The organism is Nocardia sp. NBC_00416, from assembly GCF_036032445.1.
Lineage (GTDB): Bacteria > Actinomycetota > Actinomycetes > Mycobacteriales > Mycobacteriaceae > Nocardia.
On record NZ_CP107932.1, the window covers coordinates 6,372,712 to 6,396,066 of the forward strand.

Sequence of the window (23,355 nt, forward strand, 5' to 3'; positions counted from 1 at the left end):
GAACGATGCCGAAGTACGGAATGCCCGGGGTCGCCGCCGATCCGCGCAGTGCGCGGCGCGTCGGTGTGCTGGTCGTCGCGGTGCTGGTGGTACTCGCCCTGGCCGGATCCGGGTATCGGGCGCTGACCTCGGACGACGGTTTGCGGATCGCGTTGCGGACCGAACAGATCGGCGACGGGGTCGTCGCCGGAACGCTGGTGCGGATCGACGGCGTCCAGGTCGGGTCGGTCACCGATATCGCCCCCGCCGCGCGCGGCACCCAGGAGATCGGCTTGTCCCTGGACCGGAATCGCCTGCACGGTATCGACGACAGCATGCTGGTGGACTACGCGCCCGCCAACCTGTTCGGGATCAGCGAGATCGAACTGCGACCGGGATCCGGCGGCACGCCGCTGCGATCCGGCGTGGTGGTCGATCTGACCGGGCCCCGGGCCGCCGATGTGTACGACGCCACCATGGGCGCGCTGCTGCGCAGTCTCTCGCAGACCGGTGGCACCGTGTTCACCCCGGATATGGCGACGGTGATCTCCCAGGCGGCGGCCGATGTGAAGGCCTTCACCCCGCTGGCCGAGGCGCTGATCACCGCGGGCCGGGTGATCGCCGACCACCAGTCGATGCCGGCGAACGAACTCGTCGGGCGACTGGGTCCGGCGTTCGAGGGCGGCGGGCAGTTCGCCGGCGCCACCATCGAAGTTCTCGACCAGATCGTCGATATCGATGTCCTGCGCACCGACCGCGCCGACTACGACGCGGGCGTCAAAGCCCTGACCGGCGAAATCCTGCCGACCTTGGCCTCCACCGTGCACAGCGCCGGGCAACTGTCCGGGTACACCGACGCGCTCGCACCCACATTGAACCTGCTGGCGCTGGCCGTCCCGGATCCGCAGCAGTCCGCGGCCGACCTGCGCACGCTGCTCACCCGGCTCGGGCTGGCGTTCAAGGACGGACCACAGGGGCCGGTGCTGGATCTGGATGTAGACGTGGACCCGGACGGCCCGGCGCAGGAGGGTGCGCGGTGACGGCCCGACGCGCCGCCTGGCGGCTGGCTCTGTTCGCGGGGGTGATGGCACTGGTGCTCGCTCTGGTCATCGGCGCCATCGAGCGCCCGGTCGACGGCGAGACCGAAACCCATCACGCGCTGTTCACCGACGCCAACGGCCTGAAGGCCGGTGACGACGTCCGGATGTTCGGTGTGCAGGTTGGCAAGATCGAGGCGGTCACCCTCGACGGGGACAAGGCGAAGGTCCGGCTCACCGTCACCACCGACACCCCGGTCTACGACAACAGCACACTGGCCATCCGCTACCAGAACCTCACCGGTCAGCGCTATATCGACCTGCAACAGCAGCCGAATCCGGGTGTCCGGCTCGACGACGGGTCGACCATCGGCCCGCAGCAGACAGTGCCCTCGTTCGATGTGACCAGCCTCTTCAACGGCCTGCAACCGGTGCTGGCGACCCTCTCGCCGGAGGCTGTCAACCAGCTCACCGAGAGCCTGCTCGCGGTAATCGAGGGCGACGGCGCCGGAATCGGTCCCGCCCTGGACGCGATCGGCACGCTCAGCGAATACGTGGGCGACCGGCAGCAGGTCATCGGAACCCTGGTCCGGAACATGTCCGACCTCGCCGAGCGGGTGGGCGGCCGGCTGTATCACCTGGTGCCGCTACTGGCCCGGCTCACCGATATCTTCCAGGCGTTGCAACGCAATGTCGGCGGGCTGGCCGATTTCGCGATGAGCGCGCCGTCGGTCCTGGAACCGGTGGACCGGCTGCTGGCGACCCTGGGCCTGAGCCCGGAGGCGGGCCCCGATATCGACGCCATGATCCGGAACCTGTTCCCCGACCCGCGGCAGGCCGTCGAGGTGTTCGGCCGGTTGCCCGGGTTGCTGGCCGCGGTGGACACCTCGTTGCCGCGCCCGGTCGCGGGGTTCGCGCCGGACTGCAGCAAGGGCGCGGCCGAGGTACCGGCTCCGGTACGGGTGCTGATCGGCGGACAACGGGTGGCGATATGCAACGGGTGAACTCGACCGGCGCGAAGGCGGTGCTGGTGCGCTGGTTCGATCGTGACCAGCCGATCACCGACGAACCCACGAAGCTGCGCAAACAGTTGCGGCTGGGCGTGATCGGGCTCTGCGCGGTGGCGGTGCTGGCGGTGGCGGTGGGGGCGCTGTACGTGGTGCCGCTGGGGAAGCGGACCTATACGGCCGAGCTCGCCGAAGCGCAGTCGGTGAAACCCGGTGACGACATCCGCCTGGCCGGGGTGCCGGTCGGTGAGGTGAAATCGCTGGAACTGCGACCGGACCGGGTGCTCATGCGGTTCACCGTCGACTCCGACGTGTTCGTCGGCGACCGGAGTTCCCTCGATATCCGGATGTTGACGCTGGTCGGCGGTCACTATGCGGCACTGTTCCCGGCGGGGGACACGGCATTGGGCGAGGAACCCATTCCCGCCGACCGGGTCCGGCTGCCCTACAGCTTGATGGAGACCTTCCAGGACGCCACGGCGCCGCTGCGCGAAACCGACGGCGACACCTTGCGCCGCAACCTCGCCGCGCTGGACACCTCCATCGACGCCGCGCCCGAATCGTTGCGCAGTGTGCTCGACACGGTCGGCAGCTACCTCGATGCCGTCGAGCGTCAGCGCACCCAGGTGTCGAACGCCATCGCGACCGCCGACGAGTACGTGACCATGTACGACGGCGCGAAATCCGATCTGGGCCGGTTGATGGACAACGTGAACCTGATGGAGACCGTGCTGCTGGACAAGCGGGCCGAACTGCGACAGGCGCTGGCGCTGCTGACCTCGGTGGTACAGCGGGTGACCGCCCTGGCCCCCGCCTGGGAACTGACGTTGCAGCCGAAGGTCCAGCAGCTGGCCGACGCGCTGCCGCGGTTGCGGGACTACGGCACCCGGCTGGAGCCGATGATCGCCGCGGCGCAGAGCCTGAGTACGAAACTGCGTGAACTGGTCGGTCCGGACGGCGGGGTGCGGATCGACCAGTCGGGGACGACGGTGACCGCGCCGGGCCTGGATCCGGGCGCGGCCTTCTGCGTTCCGCTCCCCGGGAAGGCGTGCTGATGCTGAAACGGATCCTCGGGTCGCCGGGGTCGATGTCGATCGCGGGCGCGGTGGTGGTGGTTCTCGCCGTGAGCGCGGCGTACGTGATCGCCTTCGAGCCGATGCGGCAGACCCGCTCCTACTGTGCGCTCATGCCGGACAGTATCGGCCTCTACCAGGGCAACCAGGTGTCGATGCGGGGCATCACCGTCGGCACCGTCACCCGGATCGCCCCGGCGGGCGCGAAGGTGCGCGTCGATTTCGAGGTCGACGCCGACCATCCGGTATACGCCGACGCCGGAGCCACCACGGTGTCGAACACGGTGGTCGCCGACCGCGAATTGGCGGTGCTGTCCAGCGGGAAGACCGCCGAGCAATGGGATCAGGGGCAGTGCCTCACCAAAACCCTGACCCCCAAGAGCTTGACCCAGACCGTCACCGCGCTCGCCGAACTGTCCGATCAGATCGGCGGTACCGAAACCGAGCCGAACGCGCTGGCCGGTGGTCTGGACGCGCTGGATTCGGCGTCGGCCGGCACCGGGCCGCAGATCAACCGTCTGATCGACCAGCTGGGCCGGGTCCTGGAATCGCCGGACGCCGATATCGCCCATCTGGCCGGTGTTTTCGACGCCTACGCGTCGGTGTCGAACAAGGTCGCCGAACACTGGGGTGACCTGAAAACGATGCTGACGCGCCTGGCGCCGACGCTGAACCAAGCGCACAGCGAGCTGCTGACGCCGGGGATCGCGCTGTTCGACGGGCTGGGCGAAGTGCTGCCGATGCTCAACGATCTCACCGTGATCCTGGCCGATCCGCTCATGTCGACGCTGGACGGTCTGGTGCCGCTGGTGAAACTGCTCCGCGCGAATGTGGGGTCGCTGAGCGAGATCGTGGGCACCACACCGGTGCTGGCGTCCGCGTTCCGGACGGTGACCGACCCGGCGACCGGGTCGCCCGGGCTCACCTACGCCCCACCGCGGGTGGCGATACCGCAGGAGCACGCCGACCAGGTGTGCGCGGCGGTGAACGCGTTGGCCCCCGGCCGGTGCGCCGGGGCGGCGAACGGCATGGTGGACCTGCAATTGGTGCAGTTGGTGCTGGGATCGGTGGGTACCCGGTGAGCGCCCGGATCACCGTCGAGATCACCCGGCTGCGGCGCGCGCTGGCCGCCTGTGGGCTGGCCGCGTCACTGGGGTTGTCGGGATGCGCGTTCGACCCGTCCGAGGTCCCGGTGCCGGGAGCCGCGGTCGCTGGGGACAGTTATCGGCTGCGGATCGAGTTCACGAATGTGCTGAACCTGCCCGCCCGGGCGAAGGTCATCGCCAACGGCGCGCAGGTCGGCAATGTGACCGGGGTGGAGGTCGTGCCCGGTGACGCGTCCGGACCCGGTTACGTCACTGTCGACATAGAGGTGGACAGTTCGGTCGAACTGCCGACGACCACCGTGGCCGAACTGCGGCAGAACACTGTGCTCGGCGATATCCACATCGCGCTGACCACCCCACCCGACGGATACGGCGCCCTGCTGCGCCCCGGCGACACCATCACCCGCGACCACACCCGTCCACCGGTGCAGCTCGAGGACACCATGGCCGCGATCGCCTTCTTCGTGAACAGCGGATCGGTGGGGCAGTTGCAGGACATCGTCAACCGCGTCAACTCGGTACTGCCCCGGGACCCGGCGCAGACACAGCGGATCGCGCAGGTCCTGGCCACCGACGCGGTGGATCTGGCGGCGCATCTGGACCAGGTGGATCTGCTGCTGCACGGCGTCGCCTCGAATGCCGAGGTGATGCACGGGATCCAGGACGAACTGGACAATATCCTGCGCCCGGAATCGGTCGAGCAGATGAACGCCGCCACCGAATCCATCGCCGGCGTGACCGAGATCTTCAGCGGGCTCGGACCGGTCGGACAGTCCCTGGCCTGGCTGACGCCGCTGGCCCAGTCCGGCGGCGCGGCCGCGGCGGCCTTCGTGCCGCTGGCCACCGGCGGGCCGCTGGATCTACGGCAGCCCTCGAATCTGAACCTGCTGGTCGCGTTGCTGCGGGACAAGGTCATTCCGTTCGTGGAGAACGGGCCACAGGTGAACATCCGCGGCGTGCGTACCGGCAACACCCTGTCCGCCGACGACCAGGTGAACCGGATCATCGAAACCCTGCGCATGATCGGAGCCGTGCGATGAAACTCGGTCCACTGGCGTCGCTGGGCGGTATCGCGGCCATCACGGTGCTCGGCGCGAGTTATCTGACCTTCGGTGTGGTGCGCGCGGATCTGTTCCCCGACTACCTGAACGCCTCGCTGGTGCTCGACGATTCCGGCGGGCTCGGTGTGGGATCGCCGGTGCTGCTCACCGGTATCGAGGTGGGCCGGGTGACCTCCGTGGACCGCGCGGCCGACGGAGTGGAAGTCGGTTTTCGGGTCGACGATTCGCATCGGCTGCCCACCGACAGCGTCGTCACCGTGGAACATCTGTCGGCGCTCGGCGAACCCTATGTGCAGTTCGTACCCAAAACCGGTGCCGGACCGTATCTGCGGGACGGACAGCGGCTGCGATCGGAGGACATCCACAGTCCGCTGTCGATTCCGCAGGCCGCCCGGATGGTCACCCGGACCATGAACCAGCTCGACCCGGCCACCATGGGTTCGCTGGTGCGGACCCTGCACGACGCACTGCACGGCACCGACGCGGTCCTGCCCGAACTCACCCGCGCGGCCGACCTGCTCGCGGCCACCATCATGTCCCGCGAGCCGCGGATCGCCGAACTGCTCGACAATTTCGAGACCGCGGCCGCCGACAGCGACTGGGCGGGCCCCTCCACTTCGGCGGCGGCCACCGAATTCACCCGATTCGCGGAAGTGCTGGACGATTTCGTCGAAGCGGTGGGCCGGTTCACCGGCGCCGAGGGGTCGCCGGAGAGGTATCTGCAGGACGACGGCCTGGTCCCGTTCCTGCAGCGGCTCCGGGGCCTGCTCGACGAGGTGGGCCCCGAACTCACCGCACTGCAACCGGGACTCGCTCCGCTGACCGACACCCTGAACGCGACCGCGCCGCAGCTCGATATCAGCAGTCTGATCGATCAGGCGCTACAGAGCACGAACGACGATTCGGTGCGCGTCCGGGTCGGGGTGCGCTAGCGCGACTCACGGCTGGTCGGAGGGCTCGGTGTCCGCCCGATCGAGGATCGCCTGCGCGCGGGAGTCGACATCGCCCAGTGCGGAGATCAGGTCCAGCGCGCCCAGTTCCAGGGGCGTCTCCTCGGCCATCTGCCGGAGTTCGGCCAGGACCGCGTCGATATCGTCCTCCGGCGCCGGACGCCGCCGCTCGGTCGGCGCGTCGATGGGCTGCCAGGCGATGGCCTGATGCCACCACGGATCGCCGGTGGCCCACGCCCAGAGCGTTTTGCGGACCAGGATCCGATCGTCGGTGTAGAGCTGGAAGAACTCGTCCAGGTTGCGGTGCTCGAGTTCGAATATCTCCTCCGGTAGTCGGCGCGCCCGGATGTGGCACATGGGGGCCCGGGTCACTTTCAACGCCGGATCGCGCGGGTCGGGGGGAGTCTCCAGGATCTCGTCGAGAATGCTCTCGGTGAGGTAGGGGAGCGTGATGTCGCCCGCGGTCACCGGAACCCGGGCGGCGCCGCGCGGGTTGTAGAAGCGGCGGGTGGCGACGTCGAGGATGGCGAGGTCGCGATCCGCGGTGAGTGCGAGCAGTGCGCGCAGACAGTCGAAACGATCCGCGACGGTGGCCTCCAACAGGGCGCCGCGGGCATCCGGGCGGCGATACACCCGCAGACCGGTCCCGGAGCGGTGGATCAGGGTGCACACGACCCCTACCGGCTGCGGCGGCGGGCTGGGCTCCGGCGCGGCTTCCAGGGCCTGATACCGCTCGTACGCCTGCGCGGCCGATTCGATCCCGGCCGTGGGCAATACGGCGAAAAGAGAACTCACCCGCCAAGTACAGCAAAACTTCCGACTCGGCGCTGGTTCACTTCCTAAAAACGTTGCTCCGGCAAGATAATTCGGGACATTTCAGATACCGGCGACATCCGCGAGCTGACCGATCCCATAGGTCACCGCCATCGCCAGCGCGCCACCGAGCACCACCCGGGCCACGGCCCGCCCCCGGCTGCTGCCGCCGAGCCAGGCGCTGATCGAACCGGTGAGCGCCAGCGCGACCAGAACCGCGACCATGGTGACCGGGATCCGCGCCGGAACAGGCGGCAGCAGGATCGCCAGCAGCGGCAGCAGCGCGCCCACCGTGAAAGCGACCGCCGAGGACAGCGCGGCATGCCACGGGTTGGTCAGTTCGTCGGGGTTCAACCCGAGTTCGGCTTCCGCGTGCGCGGCGAACGCGTCGAAGGCCGTCAGCTCTTCGGCTACCTTGCGCGCGGTTTTCGCGGAGAGGCCTTTGGCGTGGTAGATCGCGGTGAGTTCGTTCAGTTCGTCACTCGGGTCGGCTTCCAGTTCCCGGCGCTCCTGTGCCAGCAGCGCCTTCTCCGTATCGCGCTGGGTGCTCACCGACACGTATTCGCCCACCGCCATCGAGATCGCGCCCGCACTGATCCCCGCGATCCCCGCGGTGAGAACGGTGTCGGTACTGGACGCGGCCGCCGCGACCCCGACCACGAGCCCGCCGGTCGAGACGATCCCGTCGTTGGCGCCCAGCACCCCGGCCCGCAGCCAGTTGAGTTTCGCCGCCAGCCCGGTCTGCGGTAGATACTTCTGCTCCGGTGCCTCGGTCATGGGCGCAGACTATGTCACCGCGCGGCGGTGCGGACACACCTGCTCGTCCGCGCCGCCGGACTAGTTGGGAACCGCGTAGACGTAGAGCAGTCCGATCGTGACCACACCCATCGCCGGGGTCAGGACCCAGGTTTCCACCTTGTTCCCGGTGCGGGAGATGATCGGTACCGCGAGCCGGGGTTTGAGCGGCCAGAACAGCGGACAGCCGCGGTCGGTGAGGCAGTCGCCGACGATATGGATCAGCGCGCCGAGGCCGATCGCGAACGGGAGCCAGTAGGGCGAATCCGGCAGCCAGCGGTCCATGAGGACGGTGCCGGCCCCGGCCAGCAGGATGCACATTCCGTAGGCGCGCAGCGAATCGCCCTTCGGCGTCAGATGCAGTGCCCGCACGCCGAAGGCGAGCATCAGGAAGACCACGGCCAGCGTGAAATACCGGCCGAGGTGATGCACCCCGGCCCAGGTGGCCCAGCCAGCGAGCAGCACGAACAGCAGTCCGTGCGTCCCTTTGCGGTGCCCACCGGACACCGCCGAAACCCCTTTCGCCAGGTATTCACTCGCGGGTCCGAGCGACTGCGCGATGGTCCCGCCGGGGTGATCGATATCGGGGACCAGCGCGGCGCCCGCCGTGATGAACGCGCCCAGGACGAGTTCGAGCGCGCTGATCTGCACCGGCCCCTGGACGAGCTCCATCACGGAAGCGGGGACGACGGTGGCAGCGGTGACGAAGGCCAGCGCGCCGCTGGTGGCATGGGAATGGCCGAGCAAAACAAACTCTCCCGGTATCGAGAAGCGATCGTACGTAGCGTTCAAAGCTATCAATCGATCCCGACAGACCGGTTTCGTGAGCTGCGGTAACGACTCGCCGAGGGCCCGTCCACACCGAGACACGCCGTGCCGACCATGGTTTCGGCGACAGACCCCGATGCCGACCTGTACTGCGGCGTCCCGAGGTGCGATGCTGTCGCGGTCGGGGTGCCGTGGGGGCGGTCCGTTCTGGAGGGGGCGTCGAAATGTGTGATTTCCAGCCGATCCTGAATCGGGTCCCGGGGTTCGAACCGTCCTCGGGTGGGTCCGGACCGCGACGGCTCGGACCGCCCCCGGCGAAGAATCCACACCGGGCGGCCGGCCCACCGCGACATTCGCCGGGCGTCCCGGCCACCGGTGCACCCGCCGGTTCCGTTGCTTCGGCCGGGCGGAGCCAGGGGGATCCGGGCGAGGTCACGCCGGCGCCGCCGGCGCACGAGGTCACCGTTACCGGCCAGGGCGAGTTCGCCACGCTGCCGAAACCCGCCGCGTCCGCGATTGCACCGGACCGGCCGGAAGCCGCGGTCGCGCCGGACCGGCCGGAAGCCGCCGGACTGCTGGATCCGGGCGCGGTACGTGTGCGGTCGGAAATCCGCGCGCACCCGGACATGTCATCCGGGTGCGCTGCCCGAATAGACCCCCGGGCCCTCCGGCGCAACCACAGCGCCCCGGCGGGAATTCGCCGGGCCCAGCGCGCCGGACGCGGCGCGGATCGGAAATCGGAGCGGGCCGGTGCCCGGGAGTTCGCCACGACCGCGGTGCGGATCCTGCTGGAGGTACTGGACCGTAGACGCCCCGTCGCTCAGCTGACCCGACTGTGCACGCCCGGGCTGGTCCGCGTGATCGGTGCGCTGGTGGCCAACGACCACGTTCCCAGCCGAACCCTGGGGGCCGCCGTGCTCACCACAGTGCGGCTGTACCCGGTCGAGGAGCGGGCGGCGGAGTTGATGGCGATGTATCAGCGCGGTCCCCGCCGCCTCGTGCTGGCCGGACGGATCGAGTACGGCGTCGCGACCGGCTGGAAGGTGACCGCGCTGCGCGTCATGTGACCAGACTTCGGGCGGCTGCGCCGAAGACACCGGCGACCAGCGGTCCGGCCACAACGCCGGTGCGGGGTGTCGTCGGTTCGGTAGGGTGAGCGCCGCGCGGAGATGATGTGGCGCGATAGGTTTTTCGTGGGGGGAGGGTACTGTGCCCGAAGAACCGGTGCAGGTGGACCCGGAGACCATCCGGACCCATGCGACCAGTATCGAAGCATTGTCCGGACCGCTGGAGCAGGCGGCGGCCGCCGCCCGCGCGGTATCCGCGCCCACCGACGCCTTCGGGAAGCTGTGCGCCTTCCTGCCGCCACTGTTCGTGGATTCGGTGGAGGAGGGCGGAATCGCGGCGCTCGAGGCCGCGCGGACCGCGGTCGTCGAGGACGCGCGCAAACTCGGTGCTGCCGCCGACAGTTTCACCGGCGCCGACGACGCGGTCGCCGCGGCCCTGCTGCAGGCCGGCGGCGAGGTCTCGAAGTGACCGATACCGAGTCGAATCCGCTGATCGCCGAGCGGGCGGATTCGACCGAGTGGTATTCGGGCGTCAGCCTGGCGGAATCCGTGGTCGGCGTCAAGGACGCCATCGAGTCATTGCTTCCGCTTGTCGGGGCCGACTGGCACGAGTCGCACGAGAACATCGTGACGTTGTTGGAACGGATAGCTTCCCCGAGTTCTGTTCCCGCTCTGCGGTATGCGGCAGAATACGTGCCGGAATATCTGGAATACGATGAGAATCGTGCGATGGCGCGAAAGGCTGTACACGCCCTCCGCAAAATACCTGGGGCCGCCGCGGAGGCTGCGATGGTGGAGCTGCTGGACTCCGATTCCGAGGTTGTGCGCGACATCGCGGCTAAGCAGCTCGTCAGACGGCGTTCCTAACGCTGTGGCGAGCGTGCTCGCCATCGTTCGCCGGACCGAGGAGCCCGGGCGCATCCCGCTGACCGGCCGCAATCCGCGTGTCTTCCATCGGAGTGTGAGGCAGACTGGCTCAGGTGACCGTACGGAGTGTCAGCGAGTTGATCGATGCAGTACGCGACGGCCGTCGACTGAAATATCTGCCGTTCTGGGGGCATCATCCGCGTGCGGACGGGACAGTGGGCGCGAGTTGCCTGAGTCAGTGGTGGCCGGCGGAGTTCACGGTCGACGGGGTGGCCTTTCCGACCGCCGAGCACTACATGATGTGGCGGAAGGCGATGCTGTTCGATGACGGGGCGATCGCCGAGGAGGTCTTGCGGGCCGCCAGCCCGGGAGCGGCGAAGGCACTGGGGCGGCGGATCACCGGCTTCGATGAGGCGCTGTGGGAGATACACCGTTTCTGGATTGTCGTCGCGGGAAGTGTCGCGAAGTTCGGGCAGCACGAGGATCTCCGGAATTTCCTGGTGAACACCGGTGATCGTGTGCTCGTGGAAGCCAGTCCGGTGGACCGGATCTGGGGTGTCGGGTTGGCGGTGGACGATGAGCGCGTCGAGGACCCCGCCCGATGGAAGGGGTTGAATCTGCTCGGGTTCGCACTGATGGAGGCGCGGGCTGCGCTGCGGGCCGCGCCGATCGGTCCCGCGACCGCCGCGGACCTCGGTGCTTGACGCGCTGGTCGGGCGATAACTCGAGTGTGCTGGTCGGGGCGGTGTGCCAGCATGGGGGAGTGGAGAGAGGGTTTCGGGAGATCTGGGCGCGGTACGACGACGAGACCATCACGATCTACCAGGCATACAGCTCGGAGATCGCGGTGCCGGCCGCGGCCGAGGGGAGATTTCCGGGGGCGTTCAAGCGGGAGCGGATGACGTGGATCAAACCGTCTTTCCTGTGGATGATGTATCGGTGCGGATGGGCGAGTAAGCCGGGGCAGGAGCATGTGCTGGCCGTCCGGGTCCGGCGGGAGGGATTCGAATGGGTGTTGCGGAACGCGGCGTTCACGCACTATGACGCGAAGCTCCACGCCGACCGCGCGGCCTGGAAGGAAAGCTTGTCGGCTCCGGTGCGGGTGCAGTGGGATCCCGAGCGCGATACCGGGTTTCGCCCCTTGCCTTATCGATCCTTGCAGGTCGGACTGTCGGGTGAGGCGGTCCGGCGCTACTGCGACGAGTGGATCGTGTCGATCGAGGATGTCACCGATACCGCGCGCGCCATGAGACGGCTCCTCGCTGCCGGCGACCGCCCGGCGGCACTGGCGTCAGCGCCCGTCGAGCATCGCTATCCGACTCCCGGCGATATCGCGGCCGGACTCGGTATGACGCCTGGGCCGGAAGGGGTGTAGCCGCGCATCTGGATCCGGTGCCGGACAACGGCCGCGTTTCGGGCGGTATCACCGTGTCTCGGCCAGTTCAGCGGTGTTGTGTTCGGGTGCTATGAGCTCGGCCAGGTCGACGTAGAAGCGCCCGGATTCGCACGGCAGCCCGAGCAGAATACGGCGGGCGGCGTCGGCGACCAGCGCGCCGCCCAGGGCGACATCCGCGGCGAGCTGCGGCCAAGCGCTGAGGGTGACCCCGATCTGCCCGAAGGCCGCGGCGAGCCCGGGGCTGATCCGTTCGGGATCCACCATCGCCAGCAGCACCTCGACGCGCGCGGTCGGGGACAGTACGTCCAGTTCCGCCGAGCCGACGGCGCCCAGCCGACCGTGCAGCAATGGGCGGTCCGGTTCGAGATCGAATCGCTCGACATCGAGCATGCCGCGGTCGTTGCAGTCCATGACGACCGGAATACGGCGCTCGCGCGCGTATTCGCGAGCGGCCAGTTTGATCTTCGGGGTGTCGCATTCCTCGACCATGAGGTCCAGACCGTCGAAGAAGCGATCGATATTGTCCTCGGTGAGTCCGTCGGTGAAGATCTCGATGTCCAGGTAGGGGTCGACTTCGAACATCTGTCGTGCGCTGAGGACGGCCTTGTTGACCCCGAGGTGGTGCAGCCCGGCGCGTAACCGGTTCAGGTTCGTCAGACCCAGTTCGTCGAAGTCGGCGAGCCGGAAACTGCCGCCGATGCCGCCCGCGACCAGGGTGAGCGCGGCGGAGTTGCCCACGGACAGCCCGGCGATCCCGATCCGGCGGGCGAGCAGCCGGCGCTGTTCGGGCCGCTGGATCTTCTCGCGGTTGCGGTCGGTGCGCACCAGCCGGAATTCCTCGCACGGCAGGACGTGCACCAGCCGCCCGGACCACGGATACCAAGCCCAGGTGCCGTAGGCCCACTGCTCGACACCGCCGAGCTGGTCGCGTACGGCGGCGGCCACGTCGTCGGGGGTGAACCGGTGTTGTGGTTCCCGGCTGCGCACCAGTTCGTCGAGTTGCTCGCCGATGCTGTCGAATACCGCCGTGACCCGGCCCGACTCCAGCAGCTCGGTCAGGGCGGCGTGGTCGTGCGCGTGCACCGGCTCGAACAGCGTCGGCCGCCACGGGGTTTCATCCGGGCCGGGCGCGGGGCGCAGTCCGGGGGGCGCCGACCGCGTCACGTCCCGGGCGGCGATGGCGCCGGAGACGGTGGTGGTGAGGGTGGGCAGCCGGGGAAATTCGTCCCGCATCTCGGCGACCAGGTCGGCGAATTCGCCGGCGCCCTGTGCCGGATGGTGCACCATGACGAGCACGTCCTCGGTGTACTGCTCCGTGTAGCGCCGGGTACCCGGGACCGGGACGAACCCGAACCGGGTATGAAATCGTTCCTGGCCGTCGGCGGTGCCCGAGGTGCCGATCATCAGGTGCGCGCCGAGATGGTGCGCGGCGCCGAGGGCGACCGCGTTGAGGCAGACGCCCAGGCCGAGTTTGCGTGCTCGATGCTCGACCACCAGACGACTGTGTTCGAAGGTGTGGGCGGCGTCGACGCCCTCGGCCGCCAGCACGCTCTGATACTGCTGCGGACCCAGGTACTCCAGCGACTGGAACAGGTGACCGGTGGCCGGAGTCGACAGCCTGATATACCCCAGTGGCGGCCCGTCCGGGTCGCGGCGAGCCAGGAAATGCCAAGCGCCGTAATCCAACTGTTGATCGTCCGCGGACTCCTCGACGGCGGCGGCGAAGGCCGGGCGGCGGCCGCGATCGAACAGGATGCGGGCGCGCAGCTCGCGTAGGCCGGCCAGGAGTTCCTCGTGATCACCGCCGTCTATCGGTATCCGCACCGCGGAGATGTGCCAGCGCGAACCGTCGGAGTGCGTGGTTGCGGGCACGCTGGAGCGATCGGTCATCGGGGAACTCCTTCGGGGCGAGTCGCCCGGATTGCAGCGTCAACGTGCGATCCCACACCGAAGCCGAACAAATCCTTCAGGCAAATACCGAACATCGCCGGCGAAAATATCACGACGAGATCCGCTCAGCGGCCCTGGTTATTACCAACGGTAAGAAGACCTTTCGGGATGCTCGGCAGACACTGCCCGGGCGGAATTCCGGGCACCCGCAGGTCTCGTTCGCCGGCGGCGCCGAACTTTCCCGCACCGCCGGGCAACCTCGGCGGCTACGTCGCGCCGAGTCCGACGGCCCGCGACTGCGCGATTCGCTGTGCCGGCGCCTCATCGCCGCGACCGGCGGCGGCCGCCCACGATATTCGGACGCTCGGTGCGGCAGGACCGGGTCGTCCCGAAGCGGAAGCTAACCGTTACTGGGCCGGTGGGCTCGGATGTCCACGGGCCGTCCGTCGGGATCGTGCGCTGTCATCGTCCACTGCGTGGGCAGGGTCTCGATCGGGTCGGCCGGTAGTCCGGCGCCCAGGATTCGTTCGCGGACCTCGCACAGCTGGGCGTAGGTCGCCAGGCGGAGTCCCCATCCTGCCCGGCCCAGCGGGTCGAGTTCGGTCGCGGGGTCGGTGTCCGTCTCGACGATCATCAGGTGATCGGCCCCGCCGACGTCGAGGATCGCGATCCGGGGATCGGTCGTGGACGCGGGGCGCTCGAAGGCGAGCCGGGCTCCCAGTAACCCGGAGTAGTACGCCACGAGCTGGTCGAGATCGGTCGTGGACAGCGTCAGATGGTTGATTCCGAGCAGATCCGGCATGGTGACCCGAGCGTAGATCCGTGACTCGGCCCGCGTCCAGGGTTGGTTTCCCGGCAGCCGGTGTGCCGGGGCGTTGCCGTCGTCCGCCGGTTGCCCGCTTTGTCCTGATCGCGCGTGCCTTACGCTGCCTCTTCGACAGCAGGTGAGCGGAGGATTCATGGTCAGCGGAAACGAGCCGATCGGCCGTAAGCGGGATGCCGCGGCCACGCGGGGCGCGATTCTGGCGGCAGCGCAGGAATTGTTCGCCGAACGCGGATACGAGCGGGCGACCGTGCGCGATATCGCGACCCGGGCCGGGGTGAACCAGGCGTTGCTGTTCCGGTATTTCGGGACCAAGGACGAGCTGTTCCGGGCCACGATGACCGATCGGGGGCGGTCGGTGCTCGATGCCGGGCCGGTGGACGCGTTGCTGTCCAGGTTGCTGGAGCGCGCGCTCGAGCCGGGCGAGGCCGTCTCGCCGGGGAGCTGGTTGCAGGCGGCGTTGCGATCCAGCGGGCACGAAGAGGGGGCGTCGGTGATCCGCCGGGAACTGGGGGAGGAGTACATCCGCGCGCTGTCGGAGCTCACGGACGGGGGCGACGGGGAGTTGCGCGCCGACCTGCTGCTGGCCTGGTTGCTGGGTATCGGGTTGGTCCGTTCGGTGCTGCACCGGGAGCCGCTGCACAGTGCGGATCCGACGGAGGTCGCCGGTCATGTGCTGCGTGCCGCGAGCGTGCTGCTGGAACGCAACGACGCGAGATTCCCTCCGGCGTAACGCTGTTACGTCGTTGACTACCCCTCGGACAACCCCTTACCCTGCCTAAGTAAGCAATCGCTTACATCGGCTGTATTCGCCGGGCGTCGGGAAAGGGAGACCCTATGACCGTGAAAACCGAGGTGCGTCAGTACCCCTTCGGCGAGCCGGTTCGCCTCGATATGGATCCGCTCTTCGCACAACTGCGCCGCGAGGAACCGGTGTCCCGGGTCGAGCTGCCCTACGGCGGGCAGGGCTGGCTCGTCACTCGCTACGACGACGTCAAACTGGTGCTCGGCGATCCCCGGTTCAGCCGGTCGGCGACCGTCGGCCGGGAGGACATTCCGCGCGCCACACCCGCACCCACGCGTCCCGATGGGCTGCTGAGCCTCGACCCGCCCGAGCACAGCCGGCTGCGCAAACTGGTCGCGAAGGCGTTCACCAGCCGCCGGGTCGCGCAACTGCGCCCGCGTACCCGCGACATCGTCGACGAGAAGCTCACCCAGATGCAGCGTTCCGGATCGCCCGCCGACCTGGTGCAAGGGCTCGCGTTGCCGCTGCCGGTCACCGTGATCTGCGAAATGCTCGGTGTGCCGCCGCGCGATCAGCACCGGTTCCGGGATTTCTCCGACGCGATCCTGTCGACCACGGCCTACACCCGCGAGCAGATCGAGGCCGCCCGCGATTCCCTGGAGGGCTACCTCGCCGAACAGATCGCCGAACGCCGGGAGCGGCCGACCGACGATCTGCTCGGCGCCCTGGTCGCCGCGCGTGACGAAGAGGACCGGCTGAGCGAGCGCGAGCTCGTCAATCTGGGCGTCGGGATCCTGATCGCGGGACACGAGACCACCGCGAACCAGATCGCCAACTTCACCTATGTGCTGCTCACCCAGCGCGAGTACTGGGAGCAGCTGCGCGGCGAACCCGAGCTGATCCCGGGCGCGGTCGAGGAGCTGCTGCGGCATGTCCAATTGGGCGCCGGCGGTGGGCAACCGCGGGTCGCCACCGAGGACGTGGTGCTCAGCGGTGTCACCGTGCGGGCCGGTGAGGCGGTGTTCGTGCACACGCAGGCCGCCAACCGCGATGAGGCCGTCTTCGACGATCCCGAAGCGCTCGACCTCACCCGGCAGCGAAACCCGCACGTGGCGTTCGGGTACGGCGCGCACCACTGCCTCGGCGCGCAACTGGCCCGCGTCGAACTCCAGGTGGCGCTGGAGGCGCTGCTGGAGCGGTTCCCGGCCTTGCGGCTCGCGGCGCCGCTCGATGAGATCCCATGGAAGTCGGGACTGCTGGTGCGGGGGCCGAAAGAGCTGCTGGTCGAGTGGTGAGACGGGAGCCCGTCGCCCGACGGGCGCGGTAGTGCTCGCGGCGCACGCGCAGGATGGACCGGTGTGAAGTCGCGCGCGGCGATAGCTCCGCGGCGCGCGGAGCTATCGCCGGCGCGGTTCTCAGAATCCGAACGCGGCGCCGTAGCCCGTCGTCTGGACGCTGCTGCTCGGTGAATCGGTGCGGACCGTGACGAACGGCATGGCCGAGGCCGGCGAGAGACACCCGTTCACCTGCAGCGGGGTGTTGCTGTGCACGAAGGTGTAGGGGAACTCCGATTCTTCGTCGAGCTCCGCCCCGCCGATCACTGCCGCGGTCACTGTGCCGGGCGCCAGGTTCACCGCGAGTTCGGCGGCGAGACCGCTTTCCACGCCGACGGAAGGCTGAACGCCGACACTGACACCGGCGCCGATGCCGACGCTGGGCGGTGCGTCTATCTCCAGACCGAGATCGACACCGAAATCGAAGGCGATCGAAGGCGCTATCGCGGCGCTGACACCGACGCTCGGCGCGATGCCGATCGAAATGCCGTTGGAGATATCGACGGCGCAGCCGATCAGATATCCGGCGACGATCTCGCCGCCGCGTATCGGCGACCCGGATTCCAGGGCGACCGAGAAATCTCCGGATACCTTGACCGAGTGCACGAACGGCACACCAATCGCTGTTTGCGCAGAGGGCACGACACTATTGGAATTCGCCGCGGCGACCATGTGCAGCCCCCCGGCGGTGACCTCCCCCGGCTCGGCGTGGGCCACGGTATCGACAGCCGCGAGGGCCAGTATCACCGCGAAAATCGCGGAAAGAGTACAGGAATTCTTGCGGTTCATAGTGCTCCAGTCGAGTCATGATTCGAATCGGAACTTCACCAACGAACACGCACACCGACGACCGCCGCGAATTCCTGGTCGCGTGTGCGGAACTGAACCTAGCGGCCGATGCAGGTCGGAGTCGGTATACCGCACCGGCGATTTGCCGACGCAGTCGGCACGCAATACTCGCGGGCATCATAACCGGTCGGTAGTGCCGGCTCGGCGAAGCCTGGACGGTCAGGTCAGCCAGCCGCGTTCGTTGCGCCTGCGGTAGTAGTCGTCTTCCTGGTCGATCTCTTCCTGGGAGAGGTCGCGGGAAGCGGGCGGACGCGGGGTCGATGCCTGTGACTGCCCGACCGTGGTGACGGCGTGCTGGAGGCGGCGGGTGAGTTCCTGCGGAGCGCCCGGGGTGAGGGTGAATTCCTCTTTGCTGTGGTTGATCAGCAGGTAGCGGCCGTCCTGGGGCAAGTAGTCCATCCAGTGGAAGCCGTGCGGGTTGCCGGTCGGCCGGGAATCGACGGCGGGGCCGGCGAAAACACCGATCTCGCCGATCCCGGATCGCGGCCGGCGCACGATCCGGTTGATCTCCTCGGTGCGGGAGATGCGCGTGGGATGCCGTGCGTATTCGACCTTGCCGATATCGGATCGGGCGCCGCGAACCCCCGCATAACGGCCCGGCGCGCACCCCGGCAGATAGGCGACCAACCGCGCGGCGACCTGCTGAGAGGGGATGGCGAGCAGGAGGATATCGCCGCCGTACTCCTTGGTCGGCCCCGGAGCCTGGACCGCGAGCGTGGCGGACGGCCCGGTGACACCGGCGTGCATCCGCACCACCCGTTCGAATCCACGGTCATAGACACCGTGCACTTCCACGCGGACCTGCGGTTCCAGCAGGGTGCGCAGGACCCGGAACAACCGTTCGTCCGCCATGTTCCGCAACCGCTGCGCCGCCGCCAGCCGGGCCGCCTCGTATTCGTCCGCGTTCGGCGGTGTCTCGGTGGGTCCCAGCGGCAGCACCCGGATCGGATACGGCAGCCGATCGCGGCCGAACGCCCGGACCGCCTGGCGGAACATCTCTCCGTCCAGGCGCCACTGCGGATCGTTCACCCCCCGATCACTCCGCCCGGAGGCAGCGCCGGGGGCTGGGTGCCGAGCAGTTCACTGCCCCGGTCGTACACCAGGTAGTCGGGGGTCTTGTGCTCGTCATCGTCATCGCCCTTGTTGCCGCGCGCACCGGGCGACATCATGCCCGGCATCCCGCTGCGGCCGGCGCGGTTGCTGGTGGACGCGGCGACGGCCGGTGACCCCGTCGACGCGGTTTTCGGTGCGCCCTGCACGGTTTGGCCGGGGACGAACGGACCGGTGGTCTGCGGCGCGCCCGACGGCATCCCGGACGGCGTCCCCGACGGTGTGCCCGGAGTGGTGGTCGTCGGGGTGCCGGTGGTGAGCGACGGATTGGTCGGGGTTTCCGGGGTGGTCGACTGCGGGGTCGTGCTCTGCGGGTCGGTACTCTGCGGGTCTTCCGACTCGGACGGCTGACCCTGGTCCTCGGGTTCGGCGCCGTCACCGGTATTCGTTCCGTCGCCGGTATCGGTGCCCTGCGGTTGGGTGGTCTCGCCCGGGGGCGGCTGGGTTCTGACGGGCTGCACCGGTTGCCCGGGGTCGGTGCCGTCGTCGACGGTTTTCTTCGGCTCCGGCAGCACCGGAGTTCGGCTGTCAACGTCGGCGGCGCCGGGCTCGTAATAGGTGGTCATTACCCAGCGGGCCGTCTCCTGCGCTTCGTCGGCCCGGTACTGCGGGGTTTTCAGGGTGTCGTCGAGCGGCAGGATATTGATGATCTTGTCCCCGATGGTCACATTGTCGGGTTCGCCGACAGACGCCTTGGCTTGGGCGAGGTGCCCCTCCATCAGGCCGAGGCCGTCCGCCAGCATCTGGAAACCGGCGGCCAGCGAGGTGAACGACGTGTGGAACTCGCGCACCCCGTTGACAGCCGCAATTCCGGACTGGCCATCCCATCCCTTGTCGAGATCGGTGGTGACCGCCATGAGGAAGGCATCGTTTGCTGCGCGGGCTTCCTTCGCCAGGTTGCGCCATGCTGTGGACTTGTCACTGATGGCCGATGACCTGACGTCCTTGAGCGCGTCCCAGATCTGCTGGTGTGTCATGGCGGAAAAGCCATCTTTCTCCAGGATGGAGGGTGCGGCGAACTGACCGCCGAATTCGCTCACCAAACCCGACCATTCGCCGTCGACAGCAGCGCGATCCTGGTTCCGAGTGGTGTTCTCGTTCTCGGCGCGTGTAGTGTCGTCGCTCTTGTTTTTCGACGCCTGATTGGGGCCGTCGAGGATCGGTTGGAGCCATTGCGAGAAATTGATCATGGCTATGTCCCTGCATTACCCAGAGCCGTGGAAGTGGACTGATCTGTTTCTTCGACTCGGCGTGCGGATAGCTCGAACGTCTGCTTCATCAGGGTAACGATGTCGATCGCAGTCTTGAGGCGGTTGGCAGCGGAATCGGTCTTGCTCATTGCGATCTTGGCGAACTTATCCTGAAGGGAGGTGGCTGACCTCAAGGTCCCGAAACCGTCGACGAGTTTGAGATCGTCGCAGGTGAGGAGCATCCCGTCGAGTCGGTCCAAGAAGACGTCGCAACGCGCTGCCAGGTTGCTGCCGATATCTGGGTCCATCTTCAGCCCGCCATTTTCGGCCTGATTCTTCAGACCCTGCCACTGCTGCAGGATCGCCTGTTCCTGGCTCATGACGCGCTCCCCCCAACGATTTCCTCCAGTCTATGCAGTGAGGAATTCGCTGTCACGCCTGCTACTCCGGCAGGTAGGTCTCGAGTGTCTGTGCATGCTTGACGGCCAGTCCACACGGTGGCGATTCCGGCAACGAACTGCGCTCGCTGTAGCGCCAATCTGCGTAGACGGTGAGCGACCCATCTCTCATCGGGAGGCTCACGTAGCAGCGACGGATGGGTTCTTCCTCGCCGCTCGGGTAGAACTGCAGTCCAGAGCGGTCGTTGATCTGCACCGGACTGAAGCCGGTGACCGAGGTGTTCTCACGCATCTCGTCTTGGGTGTAGGTGGTAGCGCCGACTCCGATGTAGTACGGATTGTCGACAGAGTTCCAAGAGCACATGCGCCAAGTCGCTTTGTCTCCGGGCGCATCGAAGCTGGTGTGCTTGCTCGCGGGATCCGCCCCTGTTGTTCGGAGTGCTTCCTCCGACAGTTCCGAGCAGGGATTCCATTCGACGTGTTGTTCTCCGCTCGGGCTGGTCTGCCCCTCTGCTGCGGGTTCTCCGTCGAGAGCGACCCCGCACCCAGCTAGCAGCCCCAAGGCTGTCACCGCGAGTATCGCGCGCTCCATGACTTCTGCATAGCGTTTCTTCGCGGTACGCATGCCCCTCCTGCTTCGACGTGTGAACCTTCCACACGGGACCGTTCTCACCATAGCGGGTGGCTTTGGACCAGGCACCGCATCTTTGGTAGGTGGGGCCCGGTGGTTGACCAGCCGAGGCGATTCCTGCGCACATTCGCTGACCGTTGGAGCACGGCGGGTCGTTCGACTTCGGTGACTGTTGGTCGGCTTGGACTGCCTGCGACCCGCATGGTCAGGTGTCGGGCCGGCCGAAATCGCCTCTCCGCAATACGGACATGAACAGAGACCATGCATCCTTGGAAAAGATCAGTGCGGGACTGGTCGTGTCTTTCGAGTCGCGGACTCCGACGCTGGCTTCATCCAGCCAGGCGACCTCCACGCATTCGTTGGCCGGTCCGCTGTGTGACGACTTGAACCACTGTGCGCCCGGTAAGTCGTTGGTCACTGGTCGAATCTCCTTGCCATACGCCTGAGGAGGTCCCTCGATGGTTGCTCCTCCAGTGTCGCGGATCGGAGTGATGCGTGGATGTCGCGATGCCTATGCACGTCGGCCTCCTCCTCGAAGAACATCGAGCCGATCGGGTTCTCGCAGTACACAACAGCTGGCTCGGCGCTGTCGATCGGGAAGTCGAGGAGTATGTAGGGCAGGACCGGAACCGCATCGCCGGGGAAACCGGCCGCCGCGGGCAGTATGCGCAAGCTGATGTTGGTGCGGGTGCTCAGGTCCGCGATGTGCCGCAGCTGACAGGCCATAACGTTGTGGGATCCGACAACGGTATGCAGAACGCTCTCGTGGAGGATGAACTCGGCCGATATCGGTTTGCGCTGCCGCGTGAGAATGGCTTTTCGCCGCATACGCACGGCCACGCGGCGTTCGAGGTCTTCCGGTGAATCGCCCGGAAGTACCGGGCGTTCGATCGCTCCGGCGTAGTCCGTTACCTGAAGCAGTCCAGGGATGATCAGGGGCTGATAGGACCGGAGCTGCGATGCAACCGATTCGAGCTCGAGATAAGTGTTGTATCCGGACAGGAGTAGATGGCGCGAAGCCTGCCACCACGATTTTGTAGCCGATTGCTGCGCGAGGGCCTTGAGCTCATCGATCTTGTGCTCGCTCAGTTCGTACAACTCTCCGAACCCGTCGACATCCCGCAGCTTGACCTTGTCGTTGTGCCCCTTCTCGATCCGTATGACCGAGGTCTTGCTCATCTCCATTTCCCGGGCCGCCTGCTCGAGCGTGAATCCGGCTCCTTCGCGTGCTTCCCGTAGCGCGCGACCCAGTTGCCGGCGCGGCAGTGTGGAGCCGCTCTGTTCGTCTCTCGCCATAACTCCCCTTCCCCTGTCGGTCCGTTACGGCCGAGGTCGTGGTCCGATTCGTACGTCTGCTTTTTACGGATCGGACCGGACTCTGCGCCGTCGGCCGACTTGAATTCGACTGTCCCGCTGGGTCGTACGAACGCGCTGTGCGGGCAGCAACATAACCACATGGCCGAGCAACACGGAAGTCCGTTGACCAGGGAAATTTGGCGGGTTCGAGACATGATCGCGAGCGCGGGAGGAGGTTCGCGCCGGGCGGTTCGGGTACGGACATTCGGTGGAGCGCGGCGCTTGCCGGAGGGGCGGAACGGGGGCGGGATCACCCGGCGGACGGTGGCCGGTGAGTGGCGGGCGGTCTGGTGCCGGGATCAGCGGGGGATCCGGATCACCGAGGTGCGGCATGCGTCCGGCGCTCGCCTGCCGATCGCCGCCGGGGAGGCCGCGCCCGACCTCGCGGATATGCGTGAACGTTTCCCGGACCTGGCTCCGCTGTGGGACGCCGTCCGGCACCATTTCTGGACCCAGACCGCCCCGGCGGGTATCGCCGGATGACCGAGATCCGCTTCCCCGACGCCGAGACCATCGACGAGATCACCGCCCATTACCTGCTGTCGATGCCCACCAGCCTCATGCCGATGCTGTACGGGTTCCGCTGTGCCGAGGACGGTATCGACGCCGAATGCGCCACCGTCGACCTCACCGGCGACCGGCACGACGACGAGCCCAATCCGCTGCACCTGCGCGCCGCGCACCTGCGCTCCCTGCTCGGGCCCGATATGTTCGGATTCGGGTTCGTCTTCGTTGTCTTCGCCGATCAACTCGACGATCGTGACGAGAACCGGCACATTCCCGCCCAGGTCCGCAGCGCGGCCGCGCGACTGCCCGGGGTCGACGATGTGATCGTGGCGGTGGTCATCGACGCCACCGGTCGCCAATGGTGGGCGGTCGTCGGCCGGCACCTGATCGAACTGGATCCGGTGCGCATCCACATTCCCGCCACCGCGCCCGAGAGCTGGCGGATTCCCGAAACGCTGGACGCCTCACTATGGGCGGCCGCCCTGGCGCTCGATGAAGCGAACCATCCCCATCTGCTGCGGCTGCGGAGCTCACCGCAAGCGAACACCTGAGCCGTGATCGGCTATTCGAGCCAGTTCTCGAGCCGGAAGTGGAGGTCGTCCG

At 67.6% G+C, this 23,355-nt stretch carries 27 protein-coding genes; 15 read left to right on the top strand and 12 right to left on the bottom strand.

The genetic code is table 11. From position 1 onward, the window contains the following. Nucleotides 1–5: 5 nt before the first annotated feature. From OG804_RS27675 to OG804_RS27700, 6 genes are read left to right on the top strand one after another with little or no spacing between them, the layout of a single operon-like run. Nucleotides 6–1,019, top strand: coding sequence for an MlaD family protein (locus OG804_RS27675; protein WP_328391418.1), 1,014 nt, complete (start codon nucleotides 6–8; stop codon nucleotides 1,017–1,019). Continuing rightward, on the top strand, nucleotides 1,016–2,020 hold the full coding sequence (locus OG804_RS27680) for an MlaD family protein (RefSeq protein WP_328391420.1): 1,005 nt from the start codon (nucleotides 1,016–1,018) through the stop codon (nucleotides 2,018–2,020). Before OG804_RS27675 ends, OG804_RS27680 begins: the two co-directional genes overlap by 4 nt. Next, a complete protein-coding gene (locus OG804_RS27685; RefSeq protein ID WP_328391422.1) occupies nucleotides 2,008–3,078 on the top strand; it encodes an MlaD family protein in 1,071 nt (356 codons plus the stop codon). The genes OG804_RS27680 and OG804_RS27685 overlap by 13 nt, the downstream gene beginning before the upstream one ends. Continuing rightward, the gene (locus tag OG804_RS27690) at nucleotides 3,078–4,178 is read left to right on the top strand and encodes an MlaD family protein (RefSeq protein ID WP_328391424.1); all 1,101 of its coding nucleotides are present in this window, start codon (nucleotides 3,078–3,080) and stop codon (nucleotides 4,176–4,178) included. Before OG804_RS27685 ends, OG804_RS27690 begins: the two co-directional genes overlap by 1 nt. Beyond that, nucleotides 4,175–5,242, top strand: coding sequence for an MlaD family protein (locus OG804_RS27695; RefSeq protein ID WP_328391426.1), 1,068 nt, complete (start codon nucleotides 4,175–4,177; stop codon nucleotides 5,240–5,242). The genes OG804_RS27690 and OG804_RS27695 overlap by 4 nt, the downstream gene beginning before the upstream one ends. Next, complete coding sequence (locus OG804_RS27700; protein ID WP_328391429.1) at nucleotides 5,239–6,195, top strand: MlaD family protein; 957 nt, start codon at nucleotides 5,239–5,241, stop codon at nucleotides 6,193–6,195. Before OG804_RS27695 ends, OG804_RS27700 begins: the two co-directional genes overlap by 4 nt. A gap of 6 nt (nucleotides 6,196–6,201) precedes the next feature. Here the strand turns inward: OG804_RS27700 and OG804_RS27705 are convergent, their stop codons facing one another. The 3 genes from OG804_RS27705 to OG804_RS27715 form a co-directional block, all read right to left on the bottom strand. Continuing rightward, complete coding sequence (locus OG804_RS27705; RefSeq protein ID WP_328391431.1) at nucleotides 6,202–7,008, bottom strand: hypothetical protein; 807 nt, start codon at nucleotides 7,006–7,008, stop codon at nucleotides 6,202–6,204. A gap of 81 nt (nucleotides 7,009–7,089) precedes the next feature. Continuing rightward, nucleotides 7,090–7,803, bottom strand: a complete 714-nt coding sequence (locus OG804_RS27710; RefSeq protein ID WP_328391433.1) for a VIT1/CCC1 transporter family protein — start codon at nucleotides 7,801–7,803, stop codon at nucleotides 7,090–7,092. A gap of 60 nt (nucleotides 7,804–7,863) precedes the next feature. Beyond that, nucleotides 7,864–8,613 (bottom strand): metal-dependent hydrolase, encoded by a 750-nt coding sequence (locus OG804_RS27715; RefSeq protein ID WP_328391435.1) that lies wholly within the window; start codon nucleotides 8,611–8,613, stop codon nucleotides 7,864–7,866. A 200-nt stretch (nucleotides 8,614–8,813) separates the two neighbouring features. Between OG804_RS27715 and OG804_RS27720 the strand changes: the two genes are divergently transcribed. From OG804_RS27720 to OG804_RS27740, 5 genes are all read left to right on the top strand, one after another. Beyond that, nucleotides 8,814–9,656, top strand: coding sequence for an Rv3235 family protein (locus tag OG804_RS27720; RefSeq protein WP_328391437.1), 843 nt, complete (start codon nucleotides 8,814–8,816; stop codon nucleotides 9,654–9,656). A gap of 142 nt (nucleotides 9,657–9,798) precedes the next feature. After that, nucleotides 9,799–10,125, top strand: a complete 327-nt coding sequence (locus OG804_RS27725; RefSeq protein ID WP_328391439.1) for a type VII secretion target — start codon at nucleotides 9,799–9,801, stop codon at nucleotides 10,123–10,125. Then, nucleotides 10,122–10,523 (top strand): HEAT repeat domain-containing protein, encoded by a 402-nt coding sequence (locus tag OG804_RS27730; protein ID WP_328391441.1) that lies wholly within the window; start codon nucleotides 10,122–10,124, stop codon nucleotides 10,521–10,523. Before OG804_RS27725 ends, OG804_RS27730 begins: the two co-directional genes overlap by 4 nt. Nucleotides 10,524–10,636: 113 nt before the next feature. After that, entirely contained in the window at nucleotides 10,637–11,227 is a 591-nt protein-coding gene (locus OG804_RS27735; protein WP_328391443.1) for an NADAR family protein, read from the top strand. A gap of 59 nt (nucleotides 11,228–11,286) precedes the next feature. Then, nucleotides 11,287–11,898, top strand: coding sequence for a DUF4291 domain-containing protein (locus tag OG804_RS27740; protein WP_328391445.1), 612 nt, complete (start codon nucleotides 11,287–11,289; stop codon nucleotides 11,896–11,898). Nucleotides 11,899–11,946: 48 nt separating this feature from the next. On the opposite strand, the gene OG804_RS27745 is transcribed toward OG804_RS27740, so the two are convergent. Next, nucleotides 11,947–13,809, bottom strand: a complete 1,863-nt coding sequence (locus tag OG804_RS27745; protein ID WP_328391447.1) for a ThiF family adenylyltransferase — start codon at nucleotides 13,807–13,809, stop codon at nucleotides 11,947–11,949. Between the two features lie 400 nt (nucleotides 13,810–14,209). Next, nucleotides 14,210–14,611: a VOC family protein gene (locus OG804_RS27750; RefSeq protein ID WP_328391450.1), complete on the bottom strand. Its 402-nt coding sequence runs from the start codon at nucleotides 14,609–14,611 to the stop codon at nucleotides 14,210–14,212. A gap of 157 nt (nucleotides 14,612–14,768) precedes the next feature. On the opposite strand from OG804_RS27750, the gene OG804_RS27755 reads away from it, so the two are divergent. After that, on the top strand, nucleotides 14,769–15,365 hold the full coding sequence (locus tag OG804_RS27755; protein WP_328391452.1) for a TetR/AcrR family transcriptional regulator: 597 nt from the start codon (nucleotides 14,769–14,771) through the stop codon (nucleotides 15,363–15,365). Nucleotides 15,366–15,469: 104 nt separating this feature from the next. Continuing rightward, complete coding sequence (locus OG804_RS27760) at nucleotides 15,470–16,672, top strand: cytochrome P450 (RefSeq protein ID WP_328391454.1); 1,203 nt, start codon at nucleotides 15,470–15,472, stop codon at nucleotides 16,670–16,672. A 120-nt stretch (nucleotides 16,673–16,792) separates the two neighbouring features. Here OG804_RS27760 and OG804_RS27765 read toward each other — a convergent pair whose 3' ends face one another. From OG804_RS27765 to OG804_RS27795, 7 genes are all read right to left on the bottom strand, one after another. Next, nucleotides 16,793–17,500 carry an MspA family porin gene (locus OG804_RS27765; RefSeq protein WP_328391455.1) on the bottom strand — a complete coding sequence of 236 codons (708 nt, stop codon included), beginning with the start codon at nucleotides 17,498–17,500 and terminating at the stop codon, nucleotides 16,793–16,795. Between the two features lie 219 nt (nucleotides 17,501–17,719). Then, nucleotides 17,720–18,589, bottom strand: a complete 870-nt coding sequence (locus OG804_RS27770; RefSeq protein WP_328391457.1) for an ESX secretion-associated protein EspG — start codon at nucleotides 18,587–18,589, stop codon at nucleotides 17,720–17,722. Beyond that, on the bottom strand, nucleotides 18,586–19,860 hold the full coding sequence (locus tag OG804_RS27775; RefSeq protein WP_328391459.1) for a WXG100 family type VII secretion target: 1,275 nt from the start codon (nucleotides 19,858–19,860) through the stop codon (nucleotides 18,586–18,588). Before OG804_RS27775 ends, OG804_RS27770 begins: the two co-directional genes overlap by 4 nt. Before the next feature lie 2 nt (nucleotides 19,861–19,862). Further along, on the bottom strand, nucleotides 19,863–20,240 hold the full coding sequence (locus tag OG804_RS27780) for a hypothetical protein (RefSeq protein ID WP_328391461.1): 378 nt from the start codon (nucleotides 20,238–20,240) through the stop codon (nucleotides 19,863–19,865). A gap of 61 nt (nucleotides 20,241–20,301) precedes the next feature. After that, nucleotides 20,302–20,883: a DUF3558 domain-containing protein gene (locus OG804_RS27785; protein WP_328391463.1), complete on the bottom strand. Its 582-nt coding sequence runs from the start codon at nucleotides 20,881–20,883 to the stop codon at nucleotides 20,302–20,304. A gap of 211 nt (nucleotides 20,884–21,094) precedes the next feature. After that, nucleotides 21,095–21,307 (bottom strand): DUF397 domain-containing protein, encoded by a 213-nt coding sequence (locus OG804_RS27790; RefSeq protein ID WP_328391464.1) that lies wholly within the window; start codon nucleotides 21,305–21,307, stop codon nucleotides 21,095–21,097. Next, entirely contained in the window at nucleotides 21,304–22,185 is an 882-nt protein-coding gene (locus OG804_RS27795) for a helix-turn-helix domain-containing protein (protein WP_328391465.1), read from the bottom strand. The genes OG804_RS27790 and OG804_RS27795 overlap by 4 nt, the downstream gene beginning before the upstream one ends. Nucleotides 22,186–22,467: 282 nt before the next feature. Between OG804_RS27795 and OG804_RS27800 the strand changes: the two genes are divergently transcribed. Continuing rightward, complete coding sequence (locus OG804_RS27800) at nucleotides 22,468–22,728, top strand: hypothetical protein (RefSeq protein ID WP_328391466.1); 261 nt, start codon at nucleotides 22,468–22,470, stop codon at nucleotides 22,726–22,728. Beyond that, nucleotides 22,725–23,303, top strand: coding sequence for a hypothetical protein (locus tag OG804_RS27805; RefSeq protein WP_328391468.1), 579 nt, complete (start codon nucleotides 22,725–22,727; stop codon nucleotides 23,301–23,303). Before OG804_RS27800 ends, OG804_RS27805 begins: the two co-directional genes overlap by 4 nt. Nucleotides 23,304–23,355 lie beyond the last annotated feature (52 nt).

What these genes read in the sequence shown, in the direction of transcription:
- OG804_RS27700 (WP_328391429.1), top strand. Translation starts at nt 5,239, where the DNA reads ATGAAACTCGGTCCACTGGCGTCGCTGGGCGGTATCGCGGCCATCACG.
- OG804_RS27760 (WP_328391454.1), top strand. Translation starts at nt 15,470, where the DNA reads ATGACCGTGAAAACCGAGGTGCGTCAGTACCCCTTCGGCGAGCCGGTT.
- OG804_RS27710 (WP_328391433.1), bottom strand. Translation starts at nt 7,803, where the DNA reads ATGACCGAGGCACCGGAGCAGAAGTATCTACCGCAGACCGGGCTGGCG.
- OG804_RS27720 (WP_328391437.1), top strand. Translation starts at nt 8,814, where the DNA reads ATGTGTGATTTCCAGCCGATCCTGAATCGGGTCCCGGGGTTCGAACCG.
- OG804_RS27745 (WP_328391447.1), bottom strand. Translation starts at nt 13,809, where the DNA reads ATGACCGATCGCTCCAGCGTGCCCGCAACCACGCACTCCGACGGTTCG.
- OG804_RS27755 (WP_328391452.1), top strand. Translation starts at nt 14,769, where the DNA reads ATGGTCAGCGGAAACGAGCCGATCGGCCGTAAGCGGGATGCCGCGGCC.
- OG804_RS27780 (WP_328391461.1), bottom strand. Translation starts at nt 20,240, where the DNA reads ATGAGCCAGGAACAGGCGATCCTGCAGCAGTGGCAGGGTCTGAAGAAT.
- OG804_RS27805 (WP_328391468.1), top strand. Translation starts at nt 22,725, where the DNA reads ATGACCGAGATCCGCTTCCCCGACGCCGAGACCATCGACGAGATCACC.
- OG804_RS27690 (WP_328391424.1), top strand. Translation starts at nt 3,078, where the DNA reads ATGCTGAAACGGATCCTCGGGTCGCCGGGGTCGATGTCGATCGCGGGC.
- OG804_RS27750 (WP_328391450.1), bottom strand. Translation starts at nt 14,611, where the DNA reads ATGCCGGATCTGCTCGGAATCAACCATCTGACGCTGTCCACGACCGAT.
- OG804_RS27785 (WP_328391463.1), bottom strand. Translation starts at nt 20,883, where the DNA reads ATGCGTACCGCGAAGAAACGCTATGCAGAAGTCATGGAGCGCGCGATA.
- OG804_RS27775 (WP_328391459.1), bottom strand. Translation starts at nt 19,860, where the DNA reads ATGATCAATTTCTCGCAATGGCTCCAACCGATCCTCGACGGCCCCAAT.
- OG804_RS27685 (WP_328391422.1), top strand. Translation starts at nt 2,008, where the DNA reads ATGCAACGGGTGAACTCGACCGGCGCGAAGGCGGTGCTGGTGCGCTGG.
- OG804_RS27765 (WP_328391455.1), bottom strand. Translation starts at nt 17,500, where the DNA reads ATGAACCGCAAGAATTCCTGTACTCTTTCCGCGATTTTCGCGGTGATA.
- OG804_RS27675 (WP_328391418.1), top strand. Translation starts at nt 6, where the DNA reads ATGCCGAAGTACGGAATGCCCGGGGTCGCCGCCGATCCGCGCAGTGCG.
- OG804_RS27795 (WP_328391465.1), bottom strand. Translation starts at nt 22,185, where the DNA reads ATGGCGAGAGACGAACAGAGCGGCTCCACACTGCCGCGCCGGCAACTG.